This is a genomic window from Janthinobacterium sp. FW305-128 (assembly GCF_020858135.1).
Taxonomy (GTDB): Bacteria; Pseudomonadota; Gammaproteobacteria; order Burkholderiales; family Burkholderiaceae_D; genus Janthinobacterium.
This window is the reverse complement of the sequence record NZ_JACYMK010000001.1, coordinates 724,151-744,953: the sequence shown is the minus strand read 5'-3', so window position 1 is coordinate 744,953 and position 20,803 is coordinate 724,151. Positions and strand designations below refer to the sequence as shown.

At 67.0% G+C, this 20,803-nt stretch carries 17 protein-coding genes; 7 read left to right on the top strand and 10 right to left on the bottom strand.

All coding sequences use genetic code 11. The annotated features are described in order from the left end of the window. Positions 1-51 precede the first annotated feature (51 nt). From IGS60_RS03410 to IGS60_RS03385, 6 genes are all read right to left on the bottom strand, one after another. On the bottom strand, positions 52-1,446 hold the full coding sequence (locus IGS60_RS03410; RefSeq protein ID WP_230502390.1) for an efflux transporter outer membrane subunit: 1,395 nt from the start codon (positions 1,444-1,446) through the stop codon (positions 52-54). Then, entirely contained in the window at positions 1,443-2,639 is a 1,197-nt protein-coding gene (locus tag IGS60_RS03405; RefSeq protein WP_230502388.1) for an HlyD family secretion protein, read from the bottom strand. Before IGS60_RS03405 ends, IGS60_RS03410 begins: the two co-directional genes overlap by 4 nt. Continuing rightward, positions 2,626-4,320: an MFS transporter gene (locus IGS60_RS03400; protein ID WP_070287897.1), complete on the bottom strand. Its 1,695-nt coding sequence runs from the start codon at positions 4,318-4,320 to the stop codon at positions 2,626-2,628. The genes IGS60_RS03405 and IGS60_RS03400 overlap by 14 nt, the downstream gene beginning before the upstream one ends. Before the next feature lie 188 nt (positions 4,321-4,508). Beyond that, complete coding sequence (locus IGS60_RS03395; protein ID WP_306798458.1) at positions 4,509-6,920, bottom strand: catalase; 2,412 nt, start codon at positions 6,918-6,920, stop codon at positions 4,509-4,511. Between the two features lie 241 nt (positions 6,921-7,161). Further along, positions 7,162-7,515, bottom strand: a complete 354-nt coding sequence (locus IGS60_RS03390) for a YqjD family protein (protein WP_230502386.1) — start codon at positions 7,513-7,515, stop codon at positions 7,162-7,164. Between the two features lie 332 nt (positions 7,516-7,847). Then, positions 7,848-8,261, bottom strand: a complete 414-nt coding sequence (locus IGS60_RS03385; RefSeq protein ID WP_230502384.1) for a DoxX family protein — start codon at positions 8,259-8,261, stop codon at positions 7,848-7,850. Between the two features lie 184 nt (positions 8,262-8,445). Here IGS60_RS03385 and IGS60_RS03380 point away from each other — a divergent pair, with 184 nt between their 5' ends. From IGS60_RS03380 to IGS60_RS03370, 3 genes are all read left to right on the top strand, one after another. Further along, complete coding sequence (locus tag IGS60_RS03380; protein ID WP_230502382.1) at positions 8,446-9,426, top strand: alpha/beta fold hydrolase; 981 nt, start codon at positions 8,446-8,448, stop codon at positions 9,424-9,426. 156 nt (positions 9,427-9,582) lie between these two features. Continuing rightward, positions 9,583-10,326 carry a sensor histidine kinase gene (locus tag IGS60_RS03375; RefSeq protein ID WP_230502380.1) on the top strand — a complete coding sequence of 248 codons (744 nt, stop codon included), beginning with the start codon at positions 9,583-9,585 and terminating at the stop codon, positions 10,324-10,326. An 8-nt stretch (positions 10,327-10,334) separates the two neighbouring features. Then, complete coding sequence (locus IGS60_RS03370; RefSeq protein ID WP_121670342.1) at positions 10,335-10,979, top strand: response regulator transcription factor; 645 nt, start codon at positions 10,335-10,337, stop codon at positions 10,977-10,979. A gap of 23 nt (positions 10,980-11,002) precedes the next feature. Here IGS60_RS03370 and IGS60_RS03365 read toward each other — a convergent pair whose 3' ends face one another. Beyond that, the gene (locus IGS60_RS03365) at positions 11,003-11,284 is read right to left on the bottom strand and encodes a XapX domain-containing protein (protein WP_230502378.1); all 282 of its coding nucleotides are present in this window, start codon (positions 11,282-11,284) and stop codon (positions 11,003-11,005) included. A 72-nt stretch (positions 11,285-11,356) separates the two neighbouring features. Further along, positions 11,357-12,043 carry a hydrolase gene (locus IGS60_RS03360; protein ID WP_035828118.1) on the bottom strand — a complete coding sequence of 229 codons (687 nt, stop codon included), beginning with the start codon at positions 12,041-12,043 and terminating at the stop codon, positions 11,357-11,359. A 198-nt stretch (positions 12,044-12,241) separates the two neighbouring features. On the opposite strand from IGS60_RS03360, the gene IGS60_RS03355 reads away from it, so the two are divergent. Further along, positions 12,242-12,874 (top strand): response regulator transcription factor, encoded by a 633-nt coding sequence (locus IGS60_RS03355; RefSeq protein ID WP_070310322.1) that lies wholly within the window; start codon positions 12,242-12,244, stop codon positions 12,872-12,874. Here IGS60_RS03355 and IGS60_RS03350 read toward each other — a convergent pair. Next, entirely contained in the window at positions 12,848-15,922 is a 3,075-nt protein-coding gene (locus IGS60_RS03350; protein WP_230502376.1) for a sensor histidine kinase, read from the bottom strand. The genes IGS60_RS03355 and IGS60_RS03350 overlap by 27 nt on opposite strands. 8 nt (positions 15,923-15,930) lie before the next feature. After that, positions 15,931-16,629 carry a YoaK family protein gene (locus tag IGS60_RS03345; RefSeq protein ID WP_230502374.1) on the bottom strand — a complete coding sequence of 233 codons (699 nt, stop codon included), beginning with the start codon at positions 16,627-16,629 and terminating at the stop codon, positions 15,931-15,933. A gap of 245 nt (positions 16,630-16,874) precedes the next feature. Here IGS60_RS03345 and IGS60_RS03340 point away from each other — a divergent pair, with 245 nt between their 5' ends. The 3 genes from IGS60_RS03340 to IGS60_RS03330 all read left to right on the top strand — a co-directional run bounded on the left by IGS60_RS03340 (position 16,875) and on the right by IGS60_RS03330 (position 20,773). Beyond that, positions 16,875-18,749 carry an amidohydrolase gene (locus IGS60_RS03340; RefSeq protein ID WP_230502372.1) on the top strand — a complete coding sequence of 625 codons (1,875 nt, stop codon included), beginning with the start codon at positions 16,875-16,877 and terminating at the stop codon, positions 18,747-18,749. A gap of 9 nt (positions 18,750-18,758) precedes the next feature. Next, positions 18,759-19,847 carry a porin gene (locus IGS60_RS03335; protein WP_230502370.1) on the top strand — a complete coding sequence of 363 codons (1,089 nt, stop codon included), beginning with the start codon at positions 18,759-18,761 and terminating at the stop codon, positions 19,845-19,847. 98 nt (positions 19,848-19,945) lie between these two features. Then, a complete protein-coding gene (locus IGS60_RS03330; protein WP_230502368.1) occupies positions 19,946-20,773 on the top strand; it encodes an AraC family transcriptional regulator in 828 nt (275 codons plus the stop codon). Positions 20,774-20,803: the final 30 nt, after the last annotated feature.

The following is a 20,803-nucleotide window of genomic DNA, read 5'->3' as shown; positions in this document are numbered from 1 at the left end:
CGCCGCTTTCCCTGCTCAGAATATTACACTGGCCGCACCGTGCACACGCGTCTATTGCGCCTTGGCCGACCAGCCGCCGCCCATGGCCCGATACAAGTCGACCGAGGCGACGAGGATGCGCGTCTTCAGCTGCAGCAGTCCCACGTCGGCGCTGTACAGGGTGCGCTGGGCGTCGAGTTCCTCCAGGTAGGAGGCGTAGCCATTGCGGTAGCGGTTGTGCGCGATGCGCAGGGTGTCCGCCGCCGCGGCGCGGCGCGCGTCGTTTTCCACGGCCTGCTGCTGGAGGCGGTAGAGGGCGCCCAGGCTGTTTTCTGTTTCGGCGAAGGCGTTGCGCACCACGTTTTCATACGCGTACACGAGCTGGTCGCGCTGCGCGCCGGCCGCATCCGTCTGCGCCTGCACGCGGCCGCCATCGAACAGGGGGCCGGCCGCCAAGGCCGTCAGGCGCCACAGGGCGGTGGGCGCATGCAGGAAATCGGTGAGGGTCGTCGCCTGCCCGCCGCCGGCCGCCGTCAGCTTGAACGAGGGCAGCAGCTGGTCGCGCGTGGCGGCCAGGCTGGCGTTGGCGGCCGCCAGGTTGTGTTCCGCGCGCGCGATGTCGGGCCGCCGGCGCAGCAGTTCGGACGGCAAGCCGGCCGGCACCCCAGGCGCGGCCAGCTCGGCCAGCGGCAAGCCGCGCGCGATGGGGCCGGGATTGCCGCCGACGAGGACGGCCAGCGCATTTTCCTGTTCGAAGATCTGCCGCTGCAGCTGCGGCACCTGCTCGGCCGCCGCATGGTATTCCGATTGCGCCTGCAGCCATTCCAGGCGCGAGCTGTAACCCACCTCGAACTGCTTGCGCGCCAGCTCGCGCGACTGTTCGCGCAGCTGCAGGGTCGATTGCGTCAGCGCCAGCTGCGCGTCGAGTCCCCGCAGGTTCAGGTAACTGGTCGCCACACTGGCGGCGATCGACAGAGCCGCCGCATCGAGGCTGGCCTGCTCGGCGCGGTAGCTCTCGCCGGCGGCGTCGCTCAGACTGGCCAGCCGGCCCCACACGTCGATTTCATAGCTGGCCTGCAATTCGGCCTGGAAGACATTCGTCACATACGGTTTGCCGCTGGACGCCAGGGTGCGCGTGCGCGTGGGCGAACCGTCGAAGGCCAGATTGGGCGCGCGGTTCGCGTCGGCCTGCGCCAGACGTGCGCGGTACTCCTGCACCCGGGCGCGCGCCACGCGCAAATCGCCATTGCGCGCCAGCGCCTCGCCCACCAGGTCGCTCAAGACAGGATCGCCGAAGGCTTGCCACCACAGTTGCTCGACATGGGCACCCGTCGCCGCAGGTGCGCCGATCGCTTGCGCGCGCCAGCCGGACGGCAGCTGCAGTGCCGATGCGGGCTGCGGCGGCGCGTTGGCGGCGCAGCCGGCCAGCGCCAGCGCACCGGCCATCAGCAGGTGACGGCGCTTCATGGCTTGGCCTTCTTCGGTGCAGGCGGGGGCGCCGGGTTGTCCGCCGAATCGTTCAGCACGGCCGACGTGTCGACGCTGACCACCACCGACATGCCCGGCACGAGGCGGCGCGCATTCGCCTGGCCCGGATCGATGCGGATGCGCACGGGAATGCGCTGGGCAATTTTGAGGTAGTTGCCCGTCGCGTTATCCGCCGGCAGCACGGAAAACTCGGAACCGGTGGCCGGCGAAATGCGCTCCACCTGGCCCGTCAGCACGGCGCCGTCGAGCGCGTCGACGTGGAAGGTGGCGCTTTGCCCTTCCTGCACGCCGTTCATCTGCGTTTCCTTGAAATTGGCGATGACCCACATCTGGCGCGGCACCAGCGCCATCAGCTGCGCGCCCGAATTCACATAGGCACCCTGGCGCACCGTCACCTGGCCCAGCTGGCCGTCGGAGGGCGCGACGATGCGCGTGTTATCGAGGTCGATCTTCGCCGCCTTGACGGCCGCCTGCGCGTTGGCCACGGCAGCCTCCAGCGCCTGCTTGTTGACCACCACGGAATGCACGCTTTGCTGAGCGATGTCGAGATTGGCGCGGGCCTGCGCCAGCGCGGCCGCCATCTGCGCCTGCGTGGCGCGCGACTGGTCGTGTTCGCGCTGCGACAGCGAACCGTCGGCCACCAGCTGCTCCACCCGGCTCAAGTCCGCGCTGGCCTTGCGCGCCTGCGCTTCCGCGTTGGCCAGCGCCGCCTCGCTGACGGAAATGCCCGCCTGCGCGCTGGCCTTCTGCTGCGCCCAGTTCGACAGCGCCGCCTGCTGCGCGGCCAGCTGCGCCTGCGCCTGCTCGTAGCGCTGCTGGTAGATGCGGTCATCGATGCGCACCAGCAGCTGGCCTTCCTTCACATCCATGAAGTCCTGCACCGTCACTTCCACCACATAGCCCGACAGCTGCGTGCCGATGATGGTAACCTGCCCCCGCACGGTGGCGTTTTCCGTCGTCACGATGGGACTGGTGAACGGCGGCAAACGCCACGCATACAGCACGATCAGCACGCCCACCAGGGCCACGGCCGCAAAGGCCAGCGCGGACAGCCACTGGTGACGCCGGTCCGGCTGCGGCGGCGTGCTGCTGGCCGCGGGCGCGGGTGGCGCTGCGGGTGCGGATGGCGGTGCAGGCGTCGGTACTGGCGGCGGGGTGCTATTTTCTGTCATTGCTCGGTTCCGAATTGGTAATGGGGACGATGGCCATGGCCGTCTGCGCATCGCGCACGGGGCCGACCAGACGGCGCGCGCCGGTGGTGATGCGGGTCCAGAACTGGCTGACCAGCATCCAGATCAGGGTGGCGACGGCGACGCCGGCGATCATCAAAAAGACGTCGTTGTAGGCGAGGACATTGGCTTCGCGCGTGGCGACGGCGCCCAGGCGGGCCACGCCCTGGGCGCTGCGCAGGGCCGGGTCCGTCAGCACGCCGCCGTAGCTTGCGGCACCGGACTGCACGCGCGCGGCCACCTGCGGGTCGAGCATGGTGAGGTGCTCGACCAGGTAGCTGGAATGGTATTTTTCGCGCGCCGTCTGGATGGTGCCGACGATGGCCGACCCGAGCAAGCCGCCCAGGTTCTGCGTCATGGTAAACATCACGGAAAAACTCACCAGGTTGCGCGGTTCGGCGATCACGGCGCCCATACCGGCCACCATGGTGGGACCGAGGAAATACGTGCCGCCAAAGGCCAGCAGGAACTGGCTGACATACATGTTGACGGGGCGCGTCTGGCTGGTGGCGTGCGCGTCGATCAGGGCGCCGGCTGCGATCAGCAGCAGCGCGAACATCAGCGAGCGGTTCAGGGTGGCCGGATTGATCGTCAGCGCGCTGACCACCAGGCCCGCCACGCTGCCCAGCAGGACCACGATGAACAGGTTCTGCATCTGGTCCGTGTTCAGCCCCAGCGCCTGCAAAAAGCCCACGGCGCCCGTCGATTCGGACAGCACGATGCGAAACAGCAGCACCGATAAAAACAGCTTGGCGATCTTGCCCGTGGTGAGCCAGCGCGTGTTGAGCAGCGGGCGCGCGCGGTTATGCTCGATGGCCAGCGAGGCGGCGATCAGCACGATGGAGCCCGCCAGGCACACGCCCACCCACTCCGATTCCATCCACCACGCCGTGCGTCCCTGCGCCAGCACGGCGCACAGCAGGGCCACGCCGGGCGCGAACAGAATAAAGGTGAGGAAATCGAGCGGCTCGAACGTCTGCACGCGGTCGCCGGGCGGCAGCTTCAGGGCCAGCACGCAGCCCAGCGCCAGCAGGGCCAGTCCCAGCTCGAACAGGTACAGGCCGTGCCATTCGCCGATCTGCAGCAGTTCAGACGTGAAGATGCGCGCCAGCGGCAGCGCCAGCTGGGCAAAGCCCAGGCCCAGCACCACGCCTTTCAGCCGGTGCCGCGCGGGAAACGCCTGCAAGGTGTAGTACAGCCCCAGCACGCCCAGCGCGCCGCCCACCATGCCATGCGCGGCGCGCACGGCGATGGCCGACGGCAAGGTATTGGCATACAAGTGGGCGAACGTCACCAGCGCATACAGCACCAGGAACGCTTCCGTAAACAGGCGCAGGCCGAATTGCTGGCGGAACTTCACCAGCAGCAGATTCATGGACACGATGGTCATCACGTAGGCGGCCGGCAGCCACTGCATCTGGTAGGCATAGGCGGCCAGCGAACCTTGCAGGTTCAGCAAATTGGCCGTCACCAGGCCATTACCGAGTCCCCCCGTCAGCGCGACGATCAGGCCGACGATGAAATACGCGACACGCTTGGGCGTCGAATGTTCGGGCATCGATGGCGACCCGGGCAAGGTCGGACGTTCGCCCGGCCCCCAGGTGCGAGGTGTGTACTTGTCCATGCGGTAATCGCGATCCGGTTTGCTGAAGCCGTTCTTTGCTGCAGTGATAGAAATAGTTGCAAATGAACAGTTCTAGTCAGCAGCATATCATCGCAGGACGTTTTTCTTGTTTACATTGTTGCGCACTGTTGCGCACGGTTACGCCAACGGGGCAAGCCAGGCCGGCCCCGCTGACGCTCAAACGGACATCACACGCGGGGCGGATCCGTTTCGCGCGCAAACGCCCGGTGCGCGGCCAGCGCCTTTTTAAAGGCCGCCACGCCTTTCGCCACGTCGCCCGCCGGCACGACGATGATGGCGGGGTCCGGCTTGCCGTCGGGCAGGGTCACCGGCACGCCAGCCTTGTCCAGCAAGCCCTTGCCCGCGCCGATGGCCAGCATCGGCTTGCAGTGCCGGTATTGCAGGCGCAGGAAGTCGAGCGCGTTGGCGTCGCTGCCCAACTGCTGCACGGCGCCCTGGCCATCCGGTATCACGACGGCGTCGAACAGCACGGACGGTCCCGTTTCGAGCGAGATTTCCACGTCGAGCGGCGCGCCGCCGCTCGTGTCGACTTTCCCCAGATGGCTGCCCACCAGGCGCGGCACGGCGCCCTCGGCCAGCAAGGATGCATAGATGTTGCGCACCTGCGCCCCATCGCTGCCCGGCCCGACGAGGATGGCCACGCGCAGGGTATGGATGCCTGTCTTGCCGGGGCGGAAAAAGAGCGACAGCGCCGGCGACGGCGGATACGCAGGAATCGGCAGCATGGACACGGGCGGCATGACGGGCGGCAGCGCCAGGCCCAGCGCATCGGCCAGGCGCTGCGCCAGGGTCTCGTCGACATTGCGCAGCATGGCGACGATGCGCTTGCGAATCGCCACCGTCTGCACCTTGCTCAGTTCAAAGCGGAACGCATGCACGATATGGTCTTGCTCGACCGGCGTCTGGCTGATCCAGAACAGCCTCGCCTGGCCAAAGTGCTCGGCGAATTTCTCGGGCTTGCCGCGCACCTTGTCGCCCTCGGCGGAGGCGGGAAAACTGTTGAAGCCCCTGGCGCCGGCCTGGAACGGGCAGCCGCCCGCCAGCGAATTGGGCTCGTACGCGACCCGGCCCCGGTTGATGGCCTGGCGGTGGATGCCGTCGCGCTGGTTGTTGTGCACGGGCGCCAGCGGCGAGTTGATGGGGATTTCATGGAAGTTGGCGCCGCCCAGGCGCGTGATCTGCGTGTCGATATACGAGTGGATGCGGCCCTGCAGCAGCGGGTCGTTGGAAAAATCGATGCCGGGCACGATGTGCGCCGTGCAAAAGGCCACCTGCTCCGTCTCGGCGAAAAAATTGTCGGGATTGCGGTTCAAAACCATTTTCCCGACGGGTATCAGGGGCACCACCTCTTCGGGAATCAGCTTGGTGGGGTCGAGCACGTCGAAGGGAAACGCTTCGGCCTGCGCTTCCGTGAAGACCTGGAACGACAGCTCGTATTCGGGATACTCGCCGCATTCGATGGCTTCCCACAGGTCGCGCCGGTGGAAATCGGAATCGGCGCCGCTGATCTTGACGGCTTCGTCCCACACGAGCGAGTGCGTGCCGGCCATGGGCGACCAGTGGAATTTACAGAACACGGACTGGCCCTTGGCGTTCACGAGACGGAAGGTGTGCACGCCGAAGCCCTGCATCATGCGGTAGCTGCGCGGGATGGCGCGGTCGGACATGACCCACATCAGCATGTGCGTGATTTCCGGCGACAGCGAGGCGAAATCCCAGAAGGTGTCGTGCGCGCTGGCCGCCTGCGGCATGCCGTTGTGCGGCTCGGGCTTGACCGCATGGACCACGTCGGGAAATTTCATCGCATCCTGGATGAAGAAGACGGGGATGTTGTTGCCGACCAGGTCCCAGTTGCCTTCGTCCGTATAAAACTTCACGGCAAAGCCGCGCACGTCGCGCGCCGTGTCGGTCGAGCCGCGCTCGCCGGCCACCGTGGAAAAGCGCACGAAGACGGGCGTGCGCTTGCCCGCCTTGGCGAACGGCGCGGCGCGCGTCAGCTTGCTTTGTTCCTTGTAGCATTCGAAATAGCCGTGGGCGGCCGAACCACGCGCATGCACGACGCGCTCGGGGATGCGCTCATGGTCGAAATGCGTGAGCTTTTCACGCAGGATGAAATCTTCCATCAGCGTGGGGCCGCGCAAGCCCGCCTTCAGCGAGTTCTGGTTGTCGCCCACGGGCACACCCTGATTGGTCGTCAGCACGCAGCCGCTGTCGTCGCTGCGGGCGCCATCCAGCGAGCTATTCAGCGCATTCTCGCCCAGCGCGGGCTGGCCATCGCCCGTCTTCGGCGACGCCAGCGTTTCGCCCGTGGTGCTGGCCGTGGCCAGCGGTTCGCCGGCCGCCACATGCACGCCTTCGATCGGAGTGCGCGCCGCCTCGCCATACTGGCCATCTTCCTTGGGATTGTCGGCCATGGCGGCGGACAGCTGCTGGCTGGCGGCCGTCTTTTGCAGCAGCGCGCGGGTCACGTCATTGTCCGTGCCCAGGTTGTTTGGCGCATTGCTGTCGGATGGGCCGGACATGCTGCTCAATACGGAACCCGCACCGTCCGTGGACGGCGTTTTCTTGGTGGTAGCCATTACATCTCCTGTGAGTAGTTTGCCCCGGGAAGTAACGCTACAACTCCCTCATTCAGCGCACGAACAGGGCAATCAAAATAATGATGGGAATAGGTATGTCAATCAACCACAACAAAATGGAGCGCATCATCACTCTCCTTTACTGCTTGCTACTACCTTGTGTGCGTGGGCGCTGGCCCTCTCCGCCATGACGGCGAAGGGAACAGCGCCCACGACAAATGCTTCCAGGAAGGCGTAAAACTTATTTACGCGAACCCAGCAATTTCGACAGGCCATAGCCGGCCGCGGCCGCAATCAGCAGGGACATGGCCGGGCGCTCGCGCACATAATCGCGGCCCGTTTCGCCAGCGCGCTGGCAGGCGACGCCCAGTTGCTTGCCGCGCGCCATCAGGCGCTCCGAGGCCTTGCTGACGGTGTCGCTGACTTGCTCGATGCGGTCGCCCACCTGGTCCACGCTGTCATGCGCGCGCGTGGCGACCTTGTCGGCCAGAGGCTGTGCCTGGCTAGCCACCTTGTCGATGGTGCGGTGCAAATCCTGGCGGGTATCCTGGGCGGTGCCGTTCATCTCGGAGCTGGTTTTTTCAATCGCGTTCATGATGGTTTCCTTTAATAGTGAATAAATCAACCATGCTCGATGCCGTGACCGAATCATGATTCTCCTCGCTTCTGGGAAAAAGAAGCGGCTAAACGCTGCCGGGCTGAGCCATATCAAACACTGGATCAGCAGCAAGCTGTTGGCACTACCTTAACCGCGCCCGCCGCGCGCCACCGTGCGCTGCCACACCTTGAGGCACAGACTTAAATTCCTGATGGAAATAACAATCCCCGCCGGCCTGGTGGGGCGGACGGGGATCGGGGTGAAATGGTGTTATTTAGGCGTAGGTCGGGTTAGCGGAGCGTAACCCGACACATCGTTGACATCACCGCTTACGCCCGCAACCGCGCATCGAGCGAATAGCGTCCCGCGCCACTGATGGCAATGGTGCCGAAGACGATGATCAGCAGCCAGCCGAACTGCCCGTCGGCGATGCTCCAGTCCGGATGCACGAGCAGCATCGACACGCCCAGCAGGAACAGCAGGGGCAGGCAGGCCAGGCGCGTCAGCAGGCCGGCGGCGACCAGCAGCGGGCAGACGATTTCCGCGAACAGCGCGCAGTACAGGGTGACGGCGCGGCCCAGGTGCAGCGGGTCGTCGATGTGCGCCAGTTCCTCGGAAAAATGCAGCAGCTTGGGCAAACCGTGCACGTGCAGCACCAGCAGTGCGCCCGCCACGCGCGCAAACAGCAAGCCGGCATCGGGTAAAAAGGGGCCGGCCAGCGCCGCCATCCAGTGTTTCTTCATCTTCGCTCCAGTGGAAAAGGCAAGCGGCGCGGCGCGCCGCCGCCAGCCATCATAGGCAGGCGGAAGACCCGGCGCGACTGGTCTTTTGGCAGAGGCGCCGGCGCGCGCGAAGGCCTAGACTGGCCGCTGCCATCACTGGTCCAGGCCGTAAGCGGCCCCTCCCCCATCCCCGAAGGAAAGCATCATGTCGAAGAAAATCGAAGCCGAAGAAGTCAATTCCCGCCGCAAGCTGCTCGTCAGCGTCGCCGGTGTCGCCGCCGGTGCGGGCCTGCTGGCCGCCGGTGGCGCCAGCGCCGCCGCCAAGCCTGCCGCTGCCGCCGCCGCCGCGCCGGGCAAGCTCACCGTCAACAAGGTCACCGTCAAGGACGGCACCGTCATCCATTTCAAGGACTGGGGCACGGGCACGCCCGTCGTCTTCAGCCACGGCTGGCCATTGCAGGGCGACGCCTGGGAAGACCAGATGATGTTCCTGGCCAGCCACGGCTACCGCGTGATCGCGCACGACCGCCGCGGCCACGGCCTGTCGAGCCAGCCATGGCAGGGCAATGACATGGATACCTACGCCGACGACCTGGCCGCCCTGCTCGACGCGCTCGACATCAAGGGCGCGACCCTGGTCGGCCATTCGACGGGCGGCGGCGAAGTGGCGCGCTATATCGGCCGCCATGGCGAAAAGCGCGTGGCCAAGGCCGTGCTGGTGGGCGCCGTGCCGCCGCAGATGGTCAAGTCGGACACCAATCCCGGCGGCTTGCCGATGTCCGTCTTCGACGGCATCCGCGCCGGCGTGCTGGCCGACCGTTCGCAATTCTTCAAGGACCTGACCGTGCCCTTCTTCGGCGCCAACCGTCCCGGCAACAAGGTGTCGCAAGGCATGCGCGACACCTTCTGGCTGCAGGGCATGCAGTGCGGCATCAAGAACGCCTACGATTGCATCAAGCAGTTTTCCGAGACGGATTTCACTGCCGACCTGAAGAAAATCTCCGTGCCGACCTTGGTCGTGCACGGCGGCGACGACCAGATCGTGCCGATCGACGCTTCCGGCAAGGCCGCGGCCAAGCTCATCAAGAACGCCAAACTGGTCATCTATGAAGGCGCGCCGCACGGCTTGCCGGCCACCCACAAGGACCGCCTGAACGAAGACTTGCTGGCCTTTATCAAGTCCTGATCCGCTCTTCGCACCGCCGGCCCGCCCGGCGGTGTTTCCCGCCCCTGCCTTGCAAAAAAACCGTCCGCCTCCCCCATTCGTATAAGTGCCCCGGCGGCGATGCCATGCATACTTGTTGCAATGCGGCATACGCCGCGACAGCACAGGAGCACGGCGATGGCCAGCATGCATTATTTCCCTCAACAGCAAGACCCCGGCCTGGCGCAGGCCCAGCGCATGGGCAGCATGGGCGGCATGGGCGAATTTGCCGCATCGGTCGCGCACGAGGTGCGCCAGCCGCTGGCGGCCATCGCGCTCAATGCCGATGCCGCCTTGCGCTGGCTCGACCACGATCCGCCCCGCCTCGACGAGGCGCGCGCGGCGCTGGCCCTGGTCGCCAGCGCCGGCAGCCATGCCAGCGCCGTGCTGCGCAGCGTGCATGGCCTGGCCTGCCATGCGCCGGGCAGCCATGTGCAGTTTGTCACCGACGACGCCGTGCAGGAGCTGCTGCCGCTGCTGCGCGCGCCACTGCAACGCCACGCCATCGACCTGCAAACGCGGCTGGCGCCGGGCCGCCCGCTGCTGCATGCCGACCCGGTGCAATTCCGGCAAGTCCTCCTGAACCTGCTGATGAACGCCATCGAAGCCTTGCAAGGCACCAGCGGCCGGCCGCGCACGGTGCTGCTGTCCTCGCGCCTCGATGGCGGCGTGCAGCATTTCAGCATCGCCGACAATGGCGCCGGCATCGCGCCGCAGGCGGCCGAGTACCTGTACCACGCCCTGTATTCCAGCAAGCCGGACGGCATGGGCATGGGCCTGGCCATCTGCCGGCGCATCCTCGACGCGCATGGCGGCCGCCTGTGGCATGCGCCTGGCGCGCCCCACGGCAGCGTCTTCCACTTCACCCTGCCAGCACCATGAGCACAAGCATGCACACGCCCCGCGACAACGACACCCCTATCTCGCTGCTGATCGCCGACGACCACCCGCTGATCCTGGCCGGCCTGGCCTCGCTGATCGCATCGCTGCCGGGTTTACGCCTGCTGGGCCAGGCCGGCACGGGCAGCGCCGCCGTGGCGCTGTACCGGGAGCTGCGTCCCGACGTGGTGCTGATGGATTTGAACATGCCGGAAATGCATGGCGTCGAGGCGATCGAGCGTATCTGCGCGGACGACGCGCAAGCGAAGATCGTCATCCTCACCACCTACCAGGGCGAGGACAGCGTGCACCGGGCCCTGCGCGCCGGCGCGCGCGGCTACCTGCTGAAGGATTCCGGCTTCCTGCAACTGACGCAATGCATCGGCCAGGTGGCCGCCGGCAGGCACTACCTGCCGCCGGAACTGGCGGCGCAGCAGGCCGGCCGCATCGAGGCGAACCGCCTGTCGAAACGCGAGCACGACATCCTGCTGCACCTGTCTGCGGGCAAGAGCAACAAGATGATCGCGCGCAGCGCCGGCATCGAGGTGGGCACCGTCAAATTTCACGTAAATAATATTTTGACCAAGCTCAACGTATCAAGCCGCACCGAGGCGGCCACGGTGGCCGCCCGGCGCGGCTTGCTGGGCGCGTTCTAGCGTTTTGACCCGGCAAACGGGGTTCAGGCGGCGCCGTCATCCTGCTGCTGCGACTCGGCCTTGGCCACTGTCGGTTTCGCTTCCACGCCGCTGATCTTCGGCACGCATTCGCTGCGCAGCCACGACACGGTCACGGCTTCGCCCGCCATCAGACGCTTGACGCTGGGGACGATCTGTTCGCCGATCAGCATGCCCAGCAGGCCGATCAGGGCAATGGCTGGCGGCGCCGGCGAGCGCACCTGCAGGACGGCATAGATGATGCCAACCAGCAAGCCCACGGCCAGCGAAATCACATATAACTTCATGGCGCATTCCTTTCAATAAAAAAAACGCCGCGCGCGGTCAGGCGCGCGGCGCATGGCATGGCCGTGCGGCGTTTACTTGGCCGGCACCGGCGCCAGGGTGGCGTGTTCGCCATGGATGCGCTGCGGCGCCTTGTGCACCATCGTGTAGGCATAATCGACGCCCATACCGTAGGCGCCCGAATGTTCGCGCACGATGGCCATGACGGCATCATAGGTCGCCTTGTGGGCCCAGTCGCGCTGCCATTCCAGCAGCACCTGCTGCCACGTCACGGGCACCACGCCGGCCTGGATCATGCGCTGCATGGCGTAGTCGTGCGCTTCCTTCGAGGTGCCGCCCGATGCATCGGCCACCATGTAGATCTCGTAATCGCCTTCGAGCATCGCGCACAGGGCGAAGCTGTTGTTGCACACTTCCGTCCACAGGCCCGAGACGACGACTTTTTTCTTGCCGTTGGCGGCCAGCGCATCGCGCACCTTCTGGTCATCCCACGAATTCATCGAGCTGCGCTCGAGGATATCCTTGCCGGGGAAGACGTCCAGCAGTTCCGGATAGGTGTGGCCGGAGAAGCTTTCCGTTTCCACCGTGGTGATGATGGTGGGGATGTTGAACACCTTGGCGGCCTTGGCCAGGCCCACGGTATTGTTTTTCAGCGCCTGGCGGTCCATCGACTGCACGCCGAACGCCATTTGCGGCTGCTGGTCGATGAAGATGATCTGGCAATTGTCGGGGGTAAGGACTTCCAGTTTCGGATTGGTCATGATGTCATCCATGAAGAAAGGGTTGAGTGGGTACTGCCATGCATCGTATGCCTGGCGGCGTGCCCGCACCACTATCTAAATATAGGCTCCCCCCGAGCAATCCCCCTCTGCAGGCTGGCGGGCGCTGCGGTAAAATACCTTTTGCTTACCATCTTCCGACGACTCTTGATCGATCACTCCTCTTTGCCAGGCAACGTCATGCGCAGCGATACGGCACCGATACGCGTGCTCATCGCCGACGACCACCAATTGCTGCTCGATGGCATCGCGGCCCTGCTGCGCGCCTTTCCCGGCGTGGCGCTGGTGGGCCAGGCCACCGATGGCCAGCAGGCGGTGCAGCAATTTGACGCGCTGCAGCCCGATGTCACGCTGATGGATTTGCAGATGCCGCGCATGAGCGGTCTTGACGCCATCGGCGCCATCCGCGCGCGCCATCCGCAGGCGCGCATCATCGTGCTGACCACCTACAAGGGCGACACGCAGGTGCTGCGCGCCATCCGCGCGGGCGCGTGCGGCTATGTGCTGAAAAGCGCGCTGCGCCACGAGTTGCTGGCGGCGATACAGAACGTGCACGCGGGGCGGCGCCACATCACGCCCGAGATCGAGGCGGAGCTGGCCCTGTATGCCTGCAGCGACGTGCTGTCGAACCGCGAACTGGACGTGCTCAAGCAGGTCGCGCAAGGCAATTCCAACCGCGAAACGGGCGCCCTGCTGCAGATCAAGGAAGAAACCGTCAAAGCGCACATGAGCACCATCCTGGCCAAGCTGGGCGCCAGGGACCGCACCCATGCCGTCACCATCGCGCTACGGCGTGGCATCCTCGACGCCTGAACGGCGCCAGCGCTGCCACCAGCGTCGCAAGGGCCCGTACGCCGCCGGCCAGGCGCGCCGCGCGGGTACCCGCAGGCGCCACTGCGTGCCGCCCCCGTCGCGCCCGTCCACGGACAGGCGCGCACCGAGCCTGGCGGCGCGCTCGCGCATGCCGGGCATGCCCCAGTGTCCGGGAATCTGTCCGTTCGCCGCGACCACCGGCGGCAAGCCCTGGCCATCGTCGCGCACGACCAGTTCGATGCCGCCGCGCGCATAGCGCACCGCCACCTCGACCACCTGCGCACGCGCGTGCTGGAAGGCATTGCGCAGCGCTTCGCTGGCGATGCGGTAGATTTCGTGCGCGGCGCGGGCATGCAGCATGCGCGCCTCGCCCTCCTCCGCATAGCGGAACACGATGCCGTGCTGCGCCGCCAGCCGTTCGCCTTCGCGCCGCAGGATGGCGCTCCAGCGCGCGCCGCCATCGTCGCCGGCGCGCAAGTCGTGCACATGGTCGCGCCCCTCGCCCAGCATGCGGTCGGCATCGTCGAGCGCGCGCAGCATGGCGGCGCGCGCGGGATCATCCTCGGCGATGGCCATGCTGGCATTGTGAAAGTGCAGGATCATCGCCTGCGTGCCCTGCAGCAGGGTATCGTGCAGCTCGCGCGCGATGCGTTCGCGCTCGGCCTGTTGCGCCTCCATCCGCACCTGCAGGCGCGCGGCGTGCTGGCGCAGCCGCCAGCGGTAGGCGCCGTATGCGGCGGCCAGCAGCAGCGCCGCGCACAGGCTGCGGAACCACCAGGTCTGGTAAAAGGCGGGCAGCACGCGGAACGGCAGTTGCGCCACAGCGCTGTCCACGCCGTCGCCATTCGCCGCGATTACTTCGAAGCGGTAGCTGCCCGGACCCAGGCCCGTGTACTGCGCCAGGCGACGGCCGCCCGCCTGCTGCCACTGCATATCGTAGCCGTCGAGCCGGTAGCGGAACTGCAAACGCTCCGGCGTGCCCAGACTGGCGGCGTTGTAATGGAATTGCACGTCGCGCGTGCCGGCCGCCAGCTGCAGGCTCGCGCTTGCGGGCGGATCGACGCGCCGGCCGTCTGCCAGCAGCGCGCCGATTTCCACGCGCGGCGCCGGCAAGGCCGCAAGCGCCTGGCGCGGATCGATCCAGAACGTCGCGCTCTGGCGCGAAAACCAGATCTTGCCATCGTCCGCTTCGGCCACCGAGCGGTTGTGCAGCATGCCGATGCTGCCGTTCAAGCCATCGACGGCGTCGTACGAGGTGGCGCGCATGGCATGGGCGGCGTCGCGCAGCGCCAGTTCCACTTGCGCGGCGGGAATCTGCGCGGCGCCGCTGCCATGATTGAGCCACAGGCTGCCGTCGCGCGCGCGCAGCAGGCCCACCACGCCCTCGGTGGCACTGGCCGGCTCGCTGCGCAGGGCGACGAAGCGGCCGCCGCGCCACAGCGCCACGCCACGCTGCCCGCCCGCCCACACCTGCCCGTGGTATTCGATCAGCATGGGAATCTTGCCCAGGTCCAGGCCCTGCGCGGGACCGAAGGCGTGCAGCCGCCCCTTTTCCAGCATGGCGACGCTGCCATCGGCATACGACAGCCACAGGCGCCCGGCCGCGTCGGCCAGCAGCGCCAGCGGCACTTTCGCGCCGCCATCGGGCAGCAGCGGTTCGCGCCGCCAGGCCCCGTCGCGGTACTGGAAAATGCCGGCGCCGCTGAACACGCCCCAGATGCTGCCATCGGGCGCGAGCACGCCGGCGCGCATGCGCTTGAGCGCGGCCGCGCCCGAGGGATAGGCGATCGTGCGCAGCACGCGGCCATCCTCGCCAGCCAGCTGCTGCAGGCCCGCGCGGGCCGCCACCCACAGGCCGCCTGGCGCTGCCAGGATGGCGCTGACGGGCCCCAGGCGCGGCGCGCGCAGCACCGTGCCGTCGGCCCGCGCCAGCAGCAGCGGCCCCAGGACGTCGTCGCGCGACAGCCACATCGCGCCTGCCGGCCCGGCCAGCATTTCCTGGGTACGGAACACTTCGGCCACATCGGGCGCGGCACGCGTGCGCAGGACCACGGGCGCGGCCTGGCGGAAACGGTCCAGGCCGCCGTACGTGGAAACCCATACATTGCCTTCATTGTCGTCGCACATGGAGCCGACGAGGACATTGCTCAAGCCATCGCGCGGCAGGAACGATTCCGTGTCGCTGCTGATGCCCAGCTGCCCCTGCGCCAGCGCGCCGCCGCTGCGCGTGCGGTGCAAGCCGTACTGGCTGTCGAACCACAAGGTGCCCGCGCGGTCGACCAGCATGCTGCCGCTGGTGCCGCTGGTATCGCGATAAATCCACCGATGATCGAGCTGCTCGTAGCGTTCCAGCGACTCGATGATGCGGATGCCGCGCATCTCCAGCAAGTAAATGCGGCCGTCCGGCCCCTGCTGCGGCGGCGCGCGCAGGTCGAGCCGGCCGATGGGCGGCGCGAAGCGCGACTGCGTCGCCTGCCATATGAACAGGCCTTTTTCACTGAACACGGCGATGCGGCCATCGCGGTCGGCAAACACGGCGGACGCCTTTTGCGCCGTGTAGCCCTGCGCCGGTCCCATCGCCTGCCAGCGCCGGCCATCGAAGCGCGAGATGCCGGACACGCCGGCCGCCCACACGGCACCGTCGCCGCCGATGGCAAAGCCCCAAATGGCGCCCGCCTGCACGCCCTGCGGCTCGGCATAATTGCGCACCACGCCATCCTTGACGTGGCTGATGCCGCCCACTTGCCAGCCTATCCACATGCCGCCGTCGGCGGCGCGCTTGAGCGCCAGCGCCACCGTGTCGGGAAAGCTGCCCTGGCGCGCGCGCACGGGCTCGAAGCGCAAGCCGTCGAAACGGCGCACGCCCGCATGCGTGCCCAGCCACAGGAAACCGTCATTGCCCTGTGTCATGACGGTGATATCGTCGGGCGCGCCGTCGCTGGCCGTCCAGCGCGTGTGCTGCAGCTGATGGATGCCGCGTGCGGCATCGATGGCCAGTCCGCAAGGACTGGCCAGCATGAGTATCAGCCACAGCAGGAAGGCGCGCATGGCGGCTGTCAGGACACGGGCACGGCGGTCCGTCCGCTACGCTGCTCCACCACGATCAGGCCGCCCAGCAGCACCAGCGGCACGGCCAGCGCCGCGAAACCGAAGACCAGGTAGCCAAAGCCGGCAGCGATGGCGCCCAGCGCAAAGGCCAGCAGCGGCCAGAAGAACTTTCCGCAGCGCGCGCGCGTGCCTCCATCGCCAGCGCCGCGCAGCACGTCGACGGTGTCGAGCACGATCTGCGTCACGTTCCCCGTCATCATGGAGGTGGGCGCCAGATGCGCCAGCAGCAGACGGCTGGTGGCGCTGTGCACGCCCATGGCGGCCGTGCCCAGCAAGCCGGCCAGCATCGCCAGCGTGCCCACTTCCTTGCCGAGCGGCTCGGCCAGCACGCCGAACACCATGAAACCGGCCAGCAAGATCCATTGCAGCAGGAAGGCCAGCGTCAGCGCCGGACCGCCGCGGCGCTCGATGGCCAGCACCATCAGGCGCGTGACGACGATGCCGGCGATAAAGGCGGGAAAGGCGAGGATTTTCAGCAGGATGGGGATACGCGTCGGTTCGGCCAGCGCGGCGCCGATCAGCACGAAGTTGCCCGTGACATGGGCGGTAAACAGGCCGAACAGGGCGATAAAGCCCAGCGTATCGACATACCCGGCCAAAAAGCCCAGGCTGGTGCCGTATAAACGGCTGTGTGGTGCTTGATCCATGAGGACTCCCTGCGATGCGGTAAACCGCGATAAAAAATGCATCCGGACGCATGCCCAGCCGCTACTGCCGGCATGGTAATCCATGTCGCGCGCCGCCGCACCCGCCCTTAGACCAGTCGGCGCGCCGCCATACCTGCCATACCTGATCTTTTGGCCCGTGTCCGCTCCCGGGCCCTGGGCTACACTGACCGCAGATCCTGGCCGCGCCCCGGCCTCCCCCCGCATTGCCACCATGGAGCCGCATCATGACCGAACCGACCCTTTCCTCCGCCGCGCCGCTGATACTGATCAACGGCTGCTTCCACACCGTCGACAAGTCGTGCCCGCAGGCGAGCGCCGTGGCCATCGCCGACGGCAAATTCCTCGCTGTCGGCGATGCCGACGACGTCATGCGCCACCGCAAGCCGGACAGCCGCGTGATCGACCTCGGTGGCCGCACCGTCATTCCCGGCCTGAACGACTCGCACCTGCACCTGATCCGCGGCGGCTTGAACTACAACCTGGAACTGCGCTGGGAAGGCGTGCCCTCGCTGGCCGACGCCCTGCGCATGCTCAAGGATCAGGCCTTGCGCACGCCGAACCCGCAATGGGTGCGCGTGGTCGGCGGCTGGAACGAATTCCAGTTCGCCGAAAAGCGCATGCCCACCCTCGATGAGATCAACGCGGCCGCGCCCGACACCCCCGTCTTCATCCTGCACCTGTACGACCGCGCCTTGCTGAACCGCGCGGCCCTGCGCGTGGTCGGCTACGATAAAAATACGCCGAACCCGCCCGGCGGCGAAATCGTGCGCGATGCTGCCGGCAACCCGACGGGCATGCTGATCGCGCGGCCGAACGCGATGATACTGTATGCGACCCTGGCCAAGGGCCCGACCTTGCCGCGCGAACTGCAAGTCAATTCCACGCGCCAGTTCATGCGGGAACTGAACCGCCTCGGCATCACCAGCGCCATCGATGCGGGCGGCGGCTTCCAGAATTATCCGGAAGACTACGCGGTGGTCGAGGAACTGGCGCAAAAGGAGCAGCTGACCATCCGCATCGCCTACAACCTGTTCACGCAAAACAAGGGCCGCGAACTGGAGGATTTTGAAAAATGGACGGAGATGGTCACGCCGGGCCAGGGCGACGATTACTACCGCCATAACGGCGCCGGCGAAATGCTGGTGTTTTCCGCCGCCGACTTCGAGGATTTCCTCGAGCCGCGCCCGGACCTGGCGCCCGGCATGGACGACGAACTGGAAAAGGTGGTGCGCCACCTGGTCTCCAAACGCTGGCCCTTCCGCCTGCACGCCACCTACGACGAATCGATCGACCGCATGCTGACGGTCTTTGAAAAGGTCAACCGCGATATCCCGTTCGACGGCCTGCACTGGATGTTCGACCACTGCGAAACCATCACGCCGAAAAACATCGACCGGGTCAGGGCGCTGGGCGGCGGCATCGCCATCCAGCACCGCATGGCCTTCCAGGGCGAATACTTCGTCGACCGCTACGGCGCGGAAGCGGCCAAGGCCACGCCGCCGATCGCCCGCATGCTGGCCTCGGGCGTGCCCGTGGGCGGCGGCACGGACGCCACCCGGGTCGCCAGCTACAACCCGTGGACGGCGCTGTACTGGCTGGTATCGGGCCGCACCGTGGGCGGCTTGCGCCTGTACGACGCGGGCAGCCGTTTGTCGCGCGACACGGCGCTGGAACTGTGGACGGCGGGCAGCGCCTGGTTCTCCAGCGAGCAAGGCAAGAAGGGCCGCATCCAGGAAGGCATGCTGGCCGACCTGGCCGTGCTGAGCGCGGATTTTTTCAGCATCGATGAAGAGGCGATCAAGTCGATCGAATCGGTGCTCACCGTCGTCGGCGGCAAGATCGTCTACGGCCAGGCGGAATTTGCCAATCTGGCGCCGCCAGCCATCCCCGTGCTGCCCGACTGGTCGCCCGTGAAAAACGTGGCCGGCCACTACCGCGCCGCGCCGCCGCAAAAGACCAGCGCCATGCAACAGCACCAGTGCCAGGGCGCCTGCGGCGTGCACGCCCACGCCCACGACGTGGCGCGCAAGAGTTCCGTACCCGTCTCCAGCCACTCCGGTTTCTGGGGCGCGCTGGGGTGCAGCTGCTTTGCGTTTTGAGGCATGGTGATGCGTGCATTCTCATGCGCTGCCGGCGCCCTTGCGCTGGCGGCCGCCCTGCCCAGCCAGGCGCAGGAAAACGTGCAGCTGTACGGCCGCCTGAACGTGGCGCTCGAAGCGCTGCACTCGTCCGGCAGCGGCGACAGCGTGCAGCGGCTGTCCAACAACCGCTCCGTGCTCGGTTTTCGCGGCACGGAAGACCTGGGCGGCGGCTGGCAGGCGCTGTTCCAGGTCGAGGGCACCCTGGCACCCGACTCGGGCGCCGGCAGCCTGGCCGCGCGCGACACGCGCGTCGGCATTGCCGGACCGTGGGGCACGCTGTTTGGCGGCAACTGGACCCTGCCCTACAACAGCGCCACGTCCGCGCTCGACCCGTTCTATTCCACCACGGCCGGCTACATGAGCTTGATGGGCAATGGCTCCGCCTCGAACGATAGCAATACCAGCAACACCTACTCGTTCGACCGGCGCCAGCAGAACAGCCTGCATTACTGGTCGCCGCCATGGCAGGGCTGGTCGCTGCGCGTGGCGCGCGGCATGGGGGAAGAGCGGCCCGCCAGCGGCGCGCATCCGGCACTGACTTCGGCCGCATTGATCTACGACGGCGGCGCCCTGTACGCCACCCTGGCGCAGGAAGACCATCACGACTACCAGGGACGCGGGCTGACCGACCGTGGCAGCAAGCTGGCGATCGCCTGGCGGATCGACAGCGCCACGCAGCTGGCGGTGGCAGTGGAAAGCCTGCGCTATGCGACGCCCACGGGTGAGCTGCGCCGCCGCACGGCCTACTTTTCCGCCACGCGCCAGTTCGGCCCCCATGGCTTGCGTTTCGGCCTGGCGCATGCCCAAAGCGCCAGCGGCGGCGCGCTGGAAACCATCGGCACGGTGCGCGCGGGAACCGGTACGGGCGCCACCCACGCCACCGCCGGCTACGACTACCAGCTGTCGAAACGCAGCAGCCTGTATGCCTACTACACACGCCTGGCCAACGGCAGCAACGGCGTCGCCGACTTTGCCATCAACAGCCTGGGACGCGACGCAGCAACCAAGGGCGCCACCTTGTCGGGCGTGACGCTGGGAATCCGGCACAATTTCTGAGCCACGATTTCCAATACGGCGGTTTTCGTGGACAACCCCGCGCGCGGCGGGTACAGTCAGCAATCGGCAACCAGGGCGGGCATCCACGGACAAACACCATGAAGCGAGCACCAACGCCAGCGCGCAGCGACTGGGTCAAGTGCGCCGAACCGGTACAAGGGGTCGAACGCATCGAGGCATGGTTCAAGGGCAAGGCCTATGCCATGCACCGCCACGACACTTACGCCATCGGCCGCACGCTGGCGGGCGTGCAGCGTTTCAGCTATCGCCGCGGCCAGCGCGACAGCCTGCCCGGCAATACCATGATCCTGCACCCGGACGAGGCGCACGATGGCCAGGCGGGCACCGACGCCGGCTTCCGCTACCGCATGCTGTATATCGAACCGGCGCTGTTCCAGGATGTGCTGGGCGGACGCGCGCTGCCCTTCATTGAAGGCGGCGTGTCGACCGATCCCCGCCTGGCGGCGGCCACGTCCGCCTTGCTGCCGCACGACGGCCACCCGCTCGAAGCGCTGGAACAGAGCGAGGCGCTGGCCGAGCTGGCGCATGCGCTGGCGGCGGCAGCCGGCACGCCGGCGCAACGTCCAAAAGGCGACTTCCTGGCGGCGCGGCGCGCGCGCGACTATTTGCAGGCGCACTGCACCCACGCCGTTACGCTGGCGCAGCTTGAAGCGGCAACGGGACGCGACCGCTGGAGCCTGTCGCACGACTTTCGCGTGTTCTATGGCACCAGCCCCTACCGCTATCTGACGATGCGGCGCCTGGAGAGGGTGCGGCGCCTGCTGCTGGCAGGCAGCACGCTCGCCTCGGCCGCCATGGCCGCGGGCTTTGCCGACCAGAGCCACATGACGCGACATTTCCTGAAAACCCATGGACTGACGCCTGGCCGCTGGCTGCGCTACGCCAGCGGCATCGGCCAGGATTGAAAACACCCACGATCGTTCAATACGGCCGGC